The sequence below is a fragment of the Phenylobacterium sp. genome (assembly GCF_041919955.1).
Classification (GTDB): domain Bacteria; phylum Pseudomonadota; class Alphaproteobacteria; order Caulobacterales; family Caulobacteraceae; genus Phenylobacterium.
On sequence record NZ_JAYRSU010000009.1, the window covers coordinates 1 to 14,219 of the forward strand.

Here is a 14,219-nt window from a genome sequence, read left to right on the forward strand (position 1 = left end):
GGAGCTGTCAGCGAAGCTGACTGAGGGGGACATTGACTCAGCAGGCCCCCTCCGTCTCGATGCTGCGCATCGATCCACCTCCCCCAAAGGGGGAGGAATTGATCAGCCCTACCCCTTCGGAACCACCTTCAGCACCTTGCCCTGGTCGGCGTCGGTGAGGAGGTAGAGGGCGCCTTCGGGACCCACGATCACATCGCGGATGCGCTCGCCGCGGTCCTTCAGCAGGCGCTCCTCGCCGACCACCTTGCCGTCCTTGAGCACCAGGCGCACGAGATCCTTGGTGGCCAGGCCGCCGATGAAGACGCTACCCTTCCAGGCTGGGAACAGGCCGGCCTCATAGAAGGCCATGCCCGACGGGCCGATGACCGGATCCCAGTAATAGACCGGCTGCTCCAGCCCCGCCTTGGCGGTGATGCCTTCGCCGATCGGCTTGCCGGAATATTCCTGGCCGTAGGTGATGGTCGGCCAGCCGTAGTTCTTGCCCTTTTCCGGCTGGTTCAGCTCGTCGCCGCCGCGCGCGCCGTGCTCGACCTCCCATAGCTTGCCGGTCTTCGGATCGAGGGCGGCGGCCTGGATGTTGCGGTGGCCGTAGGACCAGATCTCGGGCCGCGCGCCGTCCTTGCCGACGAAGGGGTTGTCCTTGGGAATGGAGCCGTCGGCGTTGATGCGCACGACCTTGCCCAGGGTTCCGTCCAGCTGCTGGGCCTGGACGCGGCCAGGCAGGATCGAGCGCTCGCCGGTGGTGACGAACAGCGTGCCGTCCGGCGCGAACACCAGGCGGCCGCCGAAGTGCAGGGTGGAATCGAGCGAGGGCGACTGGCGGAAGATCACCTGGACGTTCTCGACCTTGCCGTCCGCGAGCTTGCCCCGCGCCACGGCGGTGTGGTTGGTCCCGTCGCCCTTGGCTTCGGCGTAGCTCCAATAGATCAGGCCGTTCTTCGCGAAAGCCGGATCGACGGCCAGGCCCAGCAGGCCGCCCTGATTGCGGCCGTCCACCGCCGGCAGTCCGGCGAGCGGGGCCGACAGCTTGCCGTCCTCTCCCAGGATGCGCAGGGCGCCGGTCGGCTTCTCGGTCACCAGCAGGCGGCCGTCGGGCAGGAAAGCGAGCGCCCAGGGCTTGTTGAGCCCCTCGGCCACGACCTGGACCTCATAGGCGACGTTGGAGGCGACAGCCGGCGCGCGGGTCTGGCCGGCGAAGGCGGGCTTCTGGCCCGTGGCGTTGGGCGGGCGGCTCTCGACCCCGGCGTTGGAGGACGAGGACTGGGCGACCCCTTCGGACCCGCCGCAGGCGGCGAGCAGGGCGGCGAGGGCGGGAACGATCAGGCGGCGCATGGGACTCTCCAGTCGGATCAGATCGGGCCGGCGACGGCGGCCAAGGCGTCGGCGGGCGCCGCGCCTTCGAGGTGAATGTGCGACCACATCGCCAGGAACAGCATCGGCCAGCGGCGGGCCGGGTCGCTGAGAAACGCAGGCCCGGCCGCTTCGGCTCCTAGCACCTGGCGGACGGCGCGCGCTTGACCGATCCGCGCGGCGATCGTCTCGGCGCGCGGAGCGATCCAGGCCGCGACCGGCACCGTGAAGCCCTGCTTGCGCGCCCAGGGTTCTGCGGCGGGGCAGGCGCGCTCCAGCCAGCGGCGCAGCAGCCACTTTCCGAAGCGCCCGCGCACCTTCATCCGGTCGGGCAGCAGAAAGGCGAAGGCGGCGACCTGGGGGTCCAGGAACGGCGTGCGGCCCTCCAGCCCGTGGGCCATCAGGCATCGGTCCAGCTTGAGCAAGAGGTCGTTCGGCAACCAGGTGGCGATGTCCGCCCATTGCGACTGCTGCAGCGGCGTCAGGCCGCGCGGCGCCTTGGCCATGGCGCGCCAGCGCTCGACCACGGCCCGGTCGTCCGTGCGCGGCTCGGCAGGCCGCCCGCCCAGCCAGGCGGGCCGCAGGGCGCGGCGGTAACGGCCGTAACCGCCGAACAGCTCGTCGCCGCCTTCGCCGGTCAGGACCACCGTCAGGGTTCCCTTGGCCGCCTCGGCCAGCTTGTAGGTCGGCAGGGTCGCGTAGTCGGCGGTGGGGTCGTCCATGGCCCAGGCGACCTGCGGCGCGATCCGCCAGAAGTCCGCTTCGTCGAACGTGGTCTCGCGCCAGTCGAGGTCCAGGGCGCGGGCGACCCGCTCGGCCGCCGCGCGCTCGTCGCGGGCGCCCGGGGCGTCGAAGCCGCAGGTGAAGGCGGTGACGGGCCGCTCGTTCAGCCGCGCCATCAGGGTGGCGATGGTCGCGGAGTCGATGCCACCCGACAGGAAGAGGCCGTAGGGCACGTCCGAGCGCTGGTGGACCTTGACGCTGTCCTGCAGCACCGCGTCCAGGCGGCGGATGAGATCGTCTTCGCCGCCCCTACGTGAAGGCGGGGTTGCGGGAACCGACGGGCGGGTCTCGCGCGGGATGACCTTGCCGTCCACGATCTCCACAATCTCGCCCGGCGCGAGGCGGCGCAGGCCCTGGAAGATGGTCTCCTCGGTCAGCGTGTAGTTGAAGGCCAGCAACTCGCGGGCGCGGTCCTCCGAAAGCTCGGCGCCGATCAGGCCGGCGGCCAGGAAGGCGCGGGGCTCGGATGCAAAAGCGACGGAACCTTCGTGCTCCAGCAGATAGAGCGGCTTGATGCCGAACGGATCGCGCGCCAGCCAGGTGCGGCCGTCCCCCCCGACCAGGCAGAAGGCGTACATGCCGCGCAGGCGCTGGAAGGCGGCCGGGCCTTCCTGGGCGTAGATGTGCAGCAGGGGCTCGAAGTCCGACCCGGTGGCGAGCTGGTCCTTCAGATCGAACTCTTCGGCCAGTTCGACATAGTTGTAGATCTCGCCGTTGCCGATGACGGTGGAGCCCGCGCCGTGCAGCGGCTGCCAGCCGCCCTCCAGGTCGATGATCGACAGGCGGGCATGGGCAAGTGAGCGCCCGGGCGTCTCCTCGACGAAGACGCCGTCGGGACCGCGGTGCTCGAGCGCGGCGATCAGGGGGCGGGCCGAGCCGCCTGGGCCGAGCACGCCGGCTATGCCGCACATCAGGCGGCTCCGTAGTCGGCGAACAACTGCCGCCACTGGGCGACGACGGCGGCGGGCGAGAACTGCGCCTCCACGCGCTCCGAGCCGTTCTGGACCATGCGGATGCACAGCATCGGATCGGCGATCAGGCGGTTGACCGCGCCGGCCAGGGCGTCCGCGTCGTCGACGGGGACCAGCAGGCCGTCCTCTTCGTTGCGGATCAGGGCGGCGGGGCCTTGGCTGGCGGCGGCGATCACGGGCAGGCCATGGGCCCAGGACTGGATCACCACATTGCCCAGCGGCTCGTAGCGGGACGGGAAGACGCAGATGTCGGCCGCGCGGTAGAGCGATGACGGATCGGTCCGCCAGCCGAGGAAGCGCACCCGCGAAGCGACGCCAAGGGCGTCGGCCATGGCTCGCAGCTTGGTCTCCAGCGCGCCGGCGCCCGCGATCCAGAGATGGGCCTCGGGGACTTGCGCCAGGGCCTCTAGCGCCACGTCATGGGCCTTGGCCTCGTGCAGGCGGCCCATGGCCAACAGCAGGGGGACGTCCTCGGGCGTCTGCAACTCTGCGCGGTCGGCGGGGGCGGCGTCCGGCGGGGCCAGCGCGAAATTGGGAATGTAGCGGACCTTGCCGGCCGGCCAGCCCTGGCCCACCACCCAGTCGGCGATGTCCTCGGTGTTGGCGACCAGCTCGTCGAAGCCCTTGTAGTATTTGAGGTTGTAGTAGCCGCCGAGGCGTCCGACCCGCGCCCACGGCCCGGCGGGCGTGTGGCGCGCAGCGCGGTTCATCCAGGCCAGGGCCAGCTTCACGTCGTGCCTGGCCGCAAAGCCCTTCAGCTTGGGCTTGGTCAGTATGTCTAGCGGGCCCCCGAACCGGAAGATCCCAGTTGGAACGCCCAGGCGCGAGAGCGCCGCCTCGCGGTTGGCGTTGGCGCGAATCGCGGCGACCTGAGCCGCTCCGTCGCTGGCCAGGGCCGCGACCAGATCGAGGAAATAGGTCTCCGCGCCGCCTTCGCCGGCCGTTCCCAGAAGATGCAGGACGCTCATGCCGCGGCGACCCTAATGGGGGTCGCGAAAAAACGGAATCCGCTTTTGGTCGAGAGGTCGCATCCAAGCCGCTTGAAGATGCGAAAAACCCAATCTATAAACCGCGCCTCGCCGAAAGGCCCGGCGGCTGGGTAGCTCAGATGGTTAGAGCGGTGGATTCATAACCCACAGGTCGGCGGTTCGATCCCGCCCCCCGCCACCAGCCTTCCGTCGCCGAACGGCGGCTGTCTTTTCCTATCCTTCGATACCCTTTTGGGACGGCTTTATCGCCGCTCCTGTTGGCGCAGCAGTTTCAGGCCTGCGTCGTCGGTTGCGTGCCACAGTGCAGGGAGGAAGCGGCGCAGGCCGCTGGTCCAGCGCTTGCGATAACGCCAGCGGTCGCCGTCGGGGGCGACGTCCAGTTCATAGGCCGGCGGCGGCGCGGTCTTGTCCATATCTGATCCTCACCCGGAGCAATTGAGGCTCCGGGAGCAGGATCGGCGCCACGGGTGACCTCGTCAGCGATCGTCGCGCAGATATACGACGTTCGAGCGACCGGTGCTCAGCAGGTGGCCGATGAGGAAGCCGGCGAGAGCGGCCGCCGCGAGCGCCACATAGGGGCGTTCGTGTACGAACACGTCGGCCTGCTCGGCGCGTTCCTTGGCCTGGACCTTGAGTCGGCCGTACTGGCGGTCGGCTTCGGCGCGAGCCTTGCCGGCCTTCTCGCCGATCGCCGTGCGCGCGTCGCGGGCGAAGGTCGTGGCGGCCTCGGCCAGGGCGCCGGAAGCGGCGATGGCGCTCTTCTGTGCGCGCTTGGCGGCACGCTTTGTCTCTGTGCGGACGTCGACCGCCGCGTCTTCGAAGGTCTCGGCCGCCGCGCGCACCGCATCGCGTGCGTCGCCGTTCGTGCCATAGGCGTTGGTCATGCTGGCTCTCCGAACTCCGGGCGCAGAAGCGCCTCCACAAAAAGGGGACCTCAACTGAACGAAGGCGCGGGGCGGGGGTTCCAATCTGACCCGGAGGGCGCCGCAAGGCGTTTTTCCGGAACCCCGACATCAATCCGTCATTGCATCGCAGCAGAATAAGGCTACCTCGATTTTGCAAGTGCACAGTTGCGTAGGCCCAGTTCGGGTCAGAATGAGGCAGTTCCGATGATCATGACGTCGATGCGTGTTTTCCCTGGCCTGTTCGTTGGCCGTCGCGAAGTGATCCAAGCTGTCGAAGTCCCGCCAGAGCAGGCGCAGGCCGCCGGTTCCGCGTTCATCTGCGGCGCCTGCGAAGAGGTCGTGCTGACCGGCCGCGAGAGCAGCGATCTGCGCGACGTGGTCGTGAAGTGCCGCTGCGGCGAGTTCAACCAGCTCTAGGCCGGGCTACCCCGCGTAGATCCAGCCGTCGGTGAGGGTGGTCAGGCTGACGCCGACCAAGACCACCTGGGCGCCGCCGCTGACCGACACCACGACGTCCGCGCCCGACTGGGAGAAACTGTAGGTCGCGCCTTCGCCGATCTGCACCCGGTCGCCCTCGGCGCGATTGAAGTCCATGATCCGGTCGAGGCCCGAGTCCGCGAAGGCGTAGAAGGTGTCGCCGCCGGCGCCGCCCCAGATCGTGTCGTCCCCGCGGTCGCCGGACATCCAGTCCGCGCCGTCGTCGCCATGCATGATGTCGTTGTGCTGGCCGCCGCGCATGAGGTCGGCGCCGGCGCCGCCGTACATCGTGTCGTCGCCCATGTTGCCGTACATGATGTCGGCGCCGTTCTCGCCGTACAGCAGGTCGTTGTTCTGGCCGCCGACGACCCAGTCGTCGCCCTCGCCGCCGTACTCGGTGTCCTCGCCCATATTGCCGTGGATGTCGTCGAAGGCCGCGCCGCCGACGATATAGTCGTTCCCGGCCTCGCCGCGCAGGAAGTCCTGGCCGTCGCCGCCGACCAGGCTGTCGTTCCCGGCTCCGCCATAGAGGTCGTCGTCGCCCACCCCGCCGGTCAGGGTGTTGGCGCCGTCATTGCCGTTGATGGTGTCAGCGCCCGAGCCTCCGATCGCGTTCTCGATCGCCACGCCAGCCGCCACGGCGACATTGCCGGTGAGCCCGCCGACATCGGAGAAGAAGCCGGCGCGCAGGTCTATGAGCTGGGCGTTGAAAAAGCCCGAGAAGTCGAATGTGTCCACGCCGCCTGCGTCCCAGACGGCGAAGATCAGCTTCGAAGCGGAACTGGAGGCCTCGAACCAGGGCCGGCCGGCGTTAGAGTTGAAGCCGTAGGTGTCGTCGCCCGTGCGAGTGGCCATGTTGGCGCCGTACTCGCGCTGAGCCGCGGCGATGTCGTCCAACAGCGGTGCGGCCGCATAGCGTCCGCCGAAATAGGCGCCTGTGTTGTTCTCGCTGAAGTAGCTCATCACCGTGTACTGGCGAGAGTCCTCGTAATAGATCGCGTCGGCCGCATAGGTGGGCGAGCCGTCGGCGTCGTAGTCGGCTGGGTGGTCCAGGCCGATGGCGTGGCCAATCTCGTGCACCAGCACCATCGCGCCATAGTTGCCGATCGCGGGCGCAGAGTTGGTTCCCAGGGTGATGTTCACCCAGAGGTCGCCGGCGCGCGAGGACGCGGCGGTCGATCCCGGGAAGTAGGCGAAGGCCGTGGCGTCGTCATTGCCGGCCGAATAGTTGCCGAGCAGGATGGTCGCCTGATCGCTGTAGGCGGCCTCGCCGAACGACCCGGTCCCGACGCGCACGAAAGTGATCTTGGCGACGTCGCTCCAGCCGGCCAGGGCCAGTTCGGCCTGGGCGATCTGGGCGCTGTTGAAGCGCGAGAAGCCGCTGGTGTCGTCCGGCATGGTCGTCGGAGCGTTGGCGCGGAAGGCGTAGGTGACCGTCGCCGGCATGCCGAGCGCGGCCGACCAACCCGGTTCGCCGCGGATGATCTGGTTGGCGGCCTCGGCGATCGTGTAGCTTTCCTTGCCGCCGACCGTGCCGCCCCGGGCGTCGGCGTTGAGATAGGCGTGCGGCGCGCCGCCGTCCGACTCAAAAGCCATTACGCGCACTCCCTGACCGACAGCGTCCACGGCCCGGCGTCCGGCGATCACGCCGGCTTCCGGATTCTCATACTGCTAGCGATAGCGGCCTTGCGAAACGATTTACGTTCGGGCCGAACCCCATTCGTTCCAGCCGGCGATGCGCGGCGTGCCGGGCACGTACATGCTCTCCACCCGCTCAAGCCGGAAGCCGGCGTCGGCGATAGCGTCGGCGATCGGGCGGGTCAGGTGGCAGCCGCCGGCCAGGCGTTTCCAGACCGGCTCGACCCGCCGCTGCCACTTGGCCACGTCGGCGTCGGGCGAACGGCCATGCTCGCAGAACAGGAATGTGCCGCCGGGGCGCAGCACGCGCCGGGCCTCGTCCAACGCCGCACGGGGCGTGTGGACCGAGCACAGCGTGAAGGTGCACACGACCGTGTCGAAGCTCGCGTCCTCGAACGGCAGGGCTTCGGCGGTCCCGTCGCTGACCGACAAGGTCAGGCGCGGGTCGCGTGGCGCGGCCTCGGCGCGGGCGCGCAGTTCGGCGGCCGGATCGACCCCGGCGACGCTTTCGACCTTGTCGGGATCGTAGAAGCGAAGGTTGAGGCCCATGCCGACGCCGAGTTCGAGCACCTTCCCGCGGGCCTGGGGCACGACCTTGGCGCGCTGCTTCATCATCGGCGGCGAGGAGCAGGCGCAGGTTAGGAGCGCCGGCAGGATTCTGCGATCGTAGAAACTGGCCATGATTGACGATGTCCCAGCTTTGCCGAGCCGGCCAGTCCTCAGGCCGCGGCGGCGTCGTCGTCGCTGGCGAGGTTCTCCTGCAGCGCGCGCAGCAGGTTCTCGGGCTTCATCGGCTTTTCGACCACGCCGTTCATCCCGGCCTTGAGGTAGCCGGCGGCGTCCTCGGGGTCGGCGTTGGCGGTCAAGGCGATGATCGGCACCCGGCCAGGCGCGCCCGGCAAGGCCCTGATCTCGCGCGTGGCGGTGACGCCGTCCATGCGCGGCATCTTGATATCCATCAGGATCAGGTCGAAGCGGCCGGTGCGGGCGGCTTCGACCGCTTCCACGCCGTCGGTGGCCGATTCCGAGGTGCAGTCGAACATCTCGCAGAGAGTCTCGGCGACCATGCGATTGGTGGCGTTGTCGTCGACCACCAGGATGTGGGCGGCGCGCTCGGCTTGACCCAGGGTTTCCTCTGGCGGGGCCGCCTCGTGCACGCTGGGGGCGTTGAAGGCGAAGACCAGGGTTTCGCCGGCGCCGACATTGACCTCGGAATGGACTTCGCCGCCCATCGCCTCGATGATCTTGCCGCCGAGCGCGACGCCGAGCGCCGTCTCCAGGCCGAACAGAGCCTCGATCTCGCGGATGTCGAGCGCGCGTTCGCCCATCACTCGGTCGCCGCCCCCACGGACCCGGCCTTCCAGGCGCGTGGTCTCGCCGTTGACGATGGTCTTCAGCGTGGCCTCGACCGCGCCGCGTCGAACGCCGGCCAGGGCCTGGGCGATGAAGGCGTCGAACACCTGCTGCACGCGGCTGGTGTCGATCAGGACCAGGGCGTCCGGATCGCCGTCATAGGAGACAAGCAGCGTCACGCCGCTGTCGTTGGCGCGCGCTTCCCAGCGGGCCTGGACCTCGTCCGCCAGGTCGGCGGCGCGTTTGGGCTGAGGCGTGAAGGTCAGTCCGTCCGTCGCGGCATCCTTCAGATCGTCCGAGGAGGCGAGGATCTGGCGCACGGTGCGCGCCGCTTCCACTACGCCGGCGACGCAGGCCTGGGCGTCGGCCCCCATCGGCTGGCGGGCCAGGCGCTCGGCGAGCGCCAGAACGCCCTCCATCTGCTGATGGATTTCGCTCGTCACGCGCTCGTAGAAGAACTCGGGCAGGGACATTAACGCCTGGGTCCAGGAAGAACTTATGCTCACCATGCGCCTAAGCGCTTGCGGAGACGTTAAATTCCACCGTGGGTTAGGCATGTTTGGCGCCGGCGCCAAAAAAACGTGTCGACGAGCCGACAAAAAGAAAGGGCGGCGGGATCGCTCCCGCCGCCCCGTGGTTTCCGCCAGACCCTGTACTAGAAGCGGTACTGCAGCTCGATGCCGTAGGTGCGCGGCTGGATCAGACCGCGGGTGATCGCGGTGCCGGTCTGGCGCAGATAGGTCGTGCCGCCGACCACCAGGCCCGGATTCGGGTTCCCGAACACGGCCGTCGGGTTGGTCGAGGAGGTCGAGGTGAAGCCTTCCTCGTCGGTCAGGTTCTTCACGTAGCCGATGAGCGAGTAGCGGTCGCCCGCGTCCTTCCACAGCACCCGCAGGTCGGCGACGCCATAGGCCGGAACCGCGAAGTCGGGGTTGTCGAAGGGTTGATAGGTGGTCTCGTCGGTCCAGGTGTAGGTGCCCGACAGGATCAGCGAGCCGGCGGAGAAGTCGAAGGTGTAGTTCGCGTTCAGCGCGAACTTGTTCTCCGGCGACTGATAGATCTTCGAGCCGGCCAGGTCCTGGAAGACCAGCAGCACGCCGTTGGTCGTCGCCGTGCCGCCGGACGGACGGGCCGTCGACTTCAGCGCGCTGGGGTCCGCCGGGTCATAGAAGCAGCAGCCCTTGGTGATCTCGGTGTGCAGGTAGCCGTAGGAGGCCGAGATCTGCAGCGGCTGGATCGGCTGCCACAGGGCTTCCAGCTCCAGGCCATAGGCTTCGGCGTCGACGTTGACGAAGTTGTTCGAGGCCGCCGTGCCGGCCGCGTTCAACTGCGACAGGTTCAGCTGCAGGCCCTGGAAGTCGTTGAAGAAGGCCGAGGCGTTCAGGATCAGGCGCCCGCCGATGGTCTGCTTCAGGCCCACTTCGTAGGCGTTGACGGTTTCCTCGTCGGCGGTCGGCTTGGGCGCGAGCGTGCCCAGCAGGAAGCCGCCCGACTTATAGCCGCGGCTGTACTTGGCGTAGACCAGGGTGTCGTCGTTCGGCGTCCAGTCGAGGTTGACGGTGCCGGTGACGGCGCTCCACTCGTCCGACAGGTAGCGGAAGTTCTGCACGCCTGGGGTCTTGGCGTCCATGTCGCTGGAGACGTCGACCGCGGCCCCGCCGAACGGCCCGGCCGGGTTGAACAGCACCAGGCGCTGGGTCTCGTAGCCGTCCTTCTGGTCCTTGGTGTAGCGCAGGCCGGCGGTCAGGGCCCACTGGTCGTTGAACTTGTAGGTGCCCTGGCCGAACACCGCCCAGGCCTTGGAGGTCAGCTCGGCGTAGTTGTCGGCGAAGTTGCGGCTGGGGTTCAGGGCCTGCTGGCCGGCGCCCGAAACCCCGGGCGCGCCGCCGTCGACCGAACCGTAGTGGAACAGCGGACGTTCGAGCTGGGCCTGCAGCTTGCTCGCCAGCTGGATGCGCTGCTTGTACTCTTCCTTGTACTGGTAGAGGCCCACGATCCAGTTGAACGGCCCGTCGCCCTTGGACGACAGGTTGATCTCGTTCGAGTAGTAGCGCTTGTGCTCGTCGAAGTCGGTGGTGTGATCGCTGAACACCGGCACGCCGTTCACCAGGTACGAGTCGGTGCGGTTGGTCTGATCGTAGTCGCCGCCGGTCTGGTAGTTGTACTGCTGGAAGCCGCCGATGTACTTCAGGTCCGCCCAGCCCAGGTCGTAGTTCACCGTGGTCGTGAACAGGTGATTGCCCCGCAGCTGGCCATAGCCGTTGCGGTTGGTCGACATGGTGTAGGGGTCTTTGACGCCCGGATTGGCCGTGGTCTGACCGTATTGCGGGTTCGGCACCAGTCCGCCGATCGGCTGGAACAGGCGGGTGGCGTCATAAGGCGTCACCAGGTTGGCCAGGCGGTCGCCCACGCCCATGGTGTCGTCCCAGTTGGTGCGCGCGTAGCGAGCCCAGACGTCCATGTTGTCGCCGAGCTCGGCCTGAGCCTGGATCTCGAAGAAGGTGCGCTTGATCGTGCCGCCGTCGTTGGCGCCGCCGACATTGTCGATGAAGCCTTCGCGCTGCCAGTCCTGCGATCCGCCGATCTTGAAGCGCAGGTTGTCGGCCACCGGGATGGAGACCACGCCCTCGATCTTGCTGCGCTCGAAATTGCCCCAGCCGGCGCGGATTTCGCCCGAGAACTCGTGCGACGGACGCTTGGAAATGGTGTTCAGCGCCCCGCCCATCGCGTTGCGGCCATAGAGCGTGCCTTGCGGGCCGCGCAGGATCTCGGTGCGCTCGACGAACAGCGAGCTCTTGAACAGTTCCGACGAGGAGGCCGAGTAGAAGCCGTCTGTGTAGGTGGCCACGCCCGGGTCGTTGCCGATGTAGAAGGTGTTGCGCCCGGCGCCGCGCAGCGAGACGCGGTCGGTGCCGGAATAGTTCATGCCGGGAGTGAAGTTCACGAAGTCCTGGATGCCGGTCATGCCGCGCACGTCGCGCTGCTCGGCGGTATAGGCGGAAACGGCGACCGGCACGTCCTGCAGAGCCTGTTCGCGCTTTTCGGCGGTGACGACCAGTTCCTCGATCTGGAAGGTGTCGCCGGAGTCCTGGGCGAGGGCGGGCGCCGAGACGGCGGTCAGCGACAGGGCCGAGGCGCTGAGGGCCAGCAGGGTCCGCAGACGCGGGGCGTGGTTAGACATCAGGTATCCTCCCAGGGCGGGGGCTCGCGGCCCTCTGTGTTCCGCCCTCATGATGTGTGCGATCCGGCGCGGGGAGGCGCCGAAGGTGGGCGGAACCTCCGCCCCCCGCACAGGCTCCGTCAATGTGATCGCTGTTCTCTTGGCGGATTATCTGTGGAGCTTTTCCGCGCCTGTGGCGGAAATACCGCGTTTTCAAATCGGCGGTACAAAACTGACCGCCGTTCTTTGACCCGTTCGTGAATCAAAAGGAAATAAGGGCTCTCTAAGGTGGCGCTATCCCGCAGCGACATACCGATCATGCGGAAAGGCGTTCCAGCCGATCTGACGCCCGCGCATAGAAATAGGGCGGCGGGTCGCCCCGCCGCCCTTCGAGTTGGTACGTCTGGCTGTTACTGCACTAGAACTTCTTGGTGATCGCGATCCCGTACTGTTTGGGCTCGCTCGTGAAGGTGTTCACGAACAGGCCCGACGAGTCGTCGGTCAGATAAAGGTCGGTGATCGGCATCTCATCGGTCAGGTTCTTGCCGTAGATCTGCACGTCGAGGCCCCAGTCCTTGTTGGACAGGGTGAGGGTGGCGTTGATGTTCTGGTAGCCCTCGAGCTTGTCGCTGACCGTGTTGAAGATCCGCGCATAGCTGTCGGCCTGCTTGTAGTAGTCGCCGCGGATCACCGCTTCCCAGCCGTTGCCGAACTCCATGGTGTACTGGGCGCCGAAGGAGAGCGTCCATTCCGGGGCGTTGGGCAGGTTCTTGCCGTTCAGGTTGACCGCGATGCCCTGGCCGATGTTGGCGACGGTGTTGGGGGCCGGCGAGTTGTTCACGAAGGCTGGGGCCGTCTGGACGTTGCTGCCGTAGTTGTAGATGCCGATCGGCCCGGCGAGGGCGGCCGGCAGGCCTGAGCAGATGCCGAGCACCGCGGTCGGGGCGACCGTCAGCAGGGCGGCGACGCCGGCGGTGGTGGCCACGCAGTTCGAGCCGTCGCTGGCCTTCACCACCACCAGGCCAGGGTCGCCCTGGGTGCGGTTGAGAGTGTCGATCGACGAGCCGCTTTCGATCTGGGTGTCGAGCCAGCCGGCGTTCAGGTTGAAGCGCAGGTTGTGAACCGGCTCCCAGATGCTCTCCAACTCGGCGCCCTTGATCTTGGCGTCCACGTTCTCGTTCTGCGAGGACTTATTCACGATCTTGGAGATCTGATAGCCCTTGTAGTTGTAGTAGAACGCGGTCGCGTTGAGGATCAGGCTGCCGCCCAGCAGGGCGTTCTTGGTGCCGATCTCGAAGGCGTCGACCTGTTCGGGTGCGAAGCTGCTGGTCACCGCGCCGCAGCCCGGCGTGGTGGTGTCGCAGGGAGTGTTGAAGCCGCCCGCCTTATACCCGCGCGAGTAACTTGCGTAGAACATCGACTGCTCGGTGAAGCCGAGGTCGGGCGACCATTGCAGGTTGATGCGTCCGGTGGTTGCGGTGTTCTCGTAAGCGACGCGAACCGCCGGGGCCGCGCCGCGCCCGCCGGTGAAGTTCGGGTTGGGGATCACGCCGGTGCCGGGAGGCGGGGCGACCTTGGTCGGTCCGGCCAGCAGGGTGATCGGCGTGCTGAACAGCACCTTCTCGTCGCTGGTCCGGCGCAGGCCGCCAGTCAGCTTCAGGGTGTCGGTGATGTCCCAGTAGACCTCGCCGAAGATCGCCTTCGACTTCACGACGTTGCGGCCGCGGGAGTCGTAGTAGTTGCGGCCCTCGTTGTCCGAAGGCGGGAAGTTCGGGTCGACATAGAACGGGAAGACGTTCGGAATGCCGGCCAGGTCGTTGAGCTGGGCGAAGGCGGTCAGGGAGTTCGAGAACACGTAGTAGTCGGTGACCGACTGGTACTTCGTGTAGATCGCGCCGGCGCTGAAGTTCAGCGGGCCGTCATAGGCCGAGGACAGCCGGACTTCCTGGGTGAATTCCTTGCTGTCCAGGTTGCCGAGGTCGAAGGAGCGCAGCTTATTGTCGCGGCCGACCTGCGGGTCGTTCACAAAGCCGCCGGGCGCGACCAGCGCCATGGCGCCGGTCGGGGCGAAGCCGCGGGTGCCGACGATGCGGTTGTAGTCGGCGTAGCTGTAGCCTTCGTTGTAGTTGAGGCTGGTCAGCGAGGCGAGGGTCAGGGCCTCGTTCAGCTTGATGTTGACGTCGATCTGGAAGAAGTCCTGCTGGCCCTGGTAGATCGGGTCGGTCACGGACTCGATGTTGCGAAGGTCGCGGTCCTGGACCTTGCCGGCGTTCAGGTCGCCGTTGGACAGGCCGCCCAGCTGGGCGAGCAGGCCGCCGAGGGTGGCGACCGAGTTGACTGCTCCATAGGCCGCGGCCTGATAGCGCGAGCCGGGCAGGCAGCCTTGGCTGAAGAAGTTGCGGTTCGGACCGGTGGCCACGCCGCCGATGGTCGCGGGGCCGGGGTCGGTGATGCAAAGCTGCTTGCCGATCCGCGAGCGATGATCCTTCTCGTTGAAGTGCTCCCACATCGCCGTGGCGTCGAGCCACTCGTTCGGGCTGATGCGGAACGACAGGCGCGAGGAGGTGATGTCGCGGTCGTCGACGTCGTTGCC

At 67.6% G+C, this 14,219-nt stretch carries 11 protein-coding genes and 1 tRNA gene; 2 read left to right on the forward strand and 10 right to left on the reverse strand.

Translation table 11 applies throughout. From position 1 onward, the window contains the following. Positions 1-108: 108 nt before the first annotated feature. The 3 genes from ACE3T2_RS09550 to ACE3T2_RS09560 are packed head-to-tail and all read right to left on the reverse strand — an operon-like array spanning position 109 to position 4,072. Positions 109-1,332 (reverse strand): PQQ-dependent sugar dehydrogenase, encoded by a 1,224-nt coding sequence (locus ACE3T2_RS09550; RefSeq protein WP_374656897.1) that lies wholly within the window; start codon positions 1,330-1,332, stop codon positions 109-111. Positions 1,333-1,349: 17 nt separating this feature from the next. After that, positions 1,350-3,044 (reverse strand): asparagine synthase (glutamine-hydrolyzing), encoded by a 1,695-nt coding sequence (gene asnB, locus ACE3T2_RS09555; protein WP_374656898.1) that lies wholly within the window; start codon positions 3,042-3,044, stop codon positions 1,350-1,352. After that, the gene (locus ACE3T2_RS09560) at positions 3,044-4,072 is read right to left on the reverse strand and encodes a glycosyltransferase (RefSeq protein WP_374656899.1); all 1,029 of its coding nucleotides are present in this window, start codon (positions 4,070-4,072) and stop codon (positions 3,044-3,046) included. Before ACE3T2_RS09560 ends, asnB begins: the two co-directional genes overlap by 1 nt. A gap of 125 nt (positions 4,073-4,197) precedes the next feature. Here ACE3T2_RS09560 and ACE3T2_RS09565 point away from each other — a divergent pair. Next, positions 4,198-4,274: transfer RNA gene (locus tag ACE3T2_RS09565), tRNA-Met, on the forward strand. Between the two features lie 61 nt (positions 4,275-4,335). On the opposite strand, the gene ACE3T2_RS09570 is transcribed toward ACE3T2_RS09565, so the two are convergent. Together ACE3T2_RS09570 and ACE3T2_RS09575 are read right to left on the reverse strand one after the other, a co-directional pair. Further along, positions 4,336-4,506: a hypothetical protein gene (locus ACE3T2_RS09570; RefSeq protein ID WP_374656900.1), complete on the reverse strand. Its 171-nt coding sequence runs from the start codon at positions 4,504-4,506 to the stop codon at positions 4,336-4,338. Positions 4,507-4,569: 63 nt separating this feature from the next. Beyond that, positions 4,570-4,977, reverse strand: a complete 408-nt coding sequence (locus ACE3T2_RS09575; protein ID WP_374656901.1) for a hypothetical protein — start codon at positions 4,975-4,977, stop codon at positions 4,570-4,572. 225 nt (positions 4,978-5,202) lie between these two features. On the opposite strand from ACE3T2_RS09575, the gene ACE3T2_RS09580 reads away from it, so the two are divergent. Further along, positions 5,203-5,415 (forward strand): hypothetical protein, encoded by a 213-nt coding sequence (locus ACE3T2_RS09580; RefSeq protein ID WP_374656902.1) that lies wholly within the window; start codon positions 5,203-5,205, stop codon positions 5,413-5,415. Between the two features lie 6 nt (positions 5,416-5,421). Here the strand turns inward: ACE3T2_RS09580 and ACE3T2_RS09585 are convergent, their stop codons facing one another. The 5 genes from ACE3T2_RS09585 to ACE3T2_RS09605 form a co-directional block, all read right to left on the reverse strand. Further along, positions 5,422-7,071 carry a M10 family metallopeptidase C-terminal domain-containing protein gene (locus ACE3T2_RS09585; protein ID WP_374656903.1) on the reverse strand — a complete coding sequence of 550 codons (1,650 nt, stop codon included), beginning with the start codon at positions 7,069-7,071 and terminating at the stop codon, positions 5,422-5,424. Between the two features lie 102 nt (positions 7,072-7,173). Further along, the gene (locus ACE3T2_RS09590) at positions 7,174-7,794 is read right to left on the reverse strand and encodes a class I SAM-dependent methyltransferase (protein ID WP_374656904.1); all 621 of its coding nucleotides are present in this window, start codon (positions 7,792-7,794) and stop codon (positions 7,174-7,176) included. 38 nt (positions 7,795-7,832) lie between these two features. After that, a complete protein-coding gene (locus ACE3T2_RS09595) occupies positions 7,833-8,939 on the reverse strand; it encodes a response regulator (protein ID WP_374656905.1) in 1,107 nt (368 codons plus the stop codon). A gap of 182 nt (positions 8,940-9,121) precedes the next feature. Then, positions 9,122-11,647, reverse strand: coding sequence for a TonB-dependent receptor (locus ACE3T2_RS09600; RefSeq protein WP_374656906.1), 2,526 nt, complete (start codon positions 11,645-11,647; stop codon positions 9,122-9,124). Between the two features lie 397 nt (positions 11,648-12,044). Continuing rightward, positions 12,045-14,135: a TonB-dependent receptor domain-containing protein gene (locus tag ACE3T2_RS09605; RefSeq protein WP_374656907.1), complete on the reverse strand. Its 2,091-nt coding sequence runs from the start codon at positions 14,133-14,135 to the stop codon at positions 12,045-12,047. Positions 14,136-14,219 lie beyond the last annotated feature (84 nt).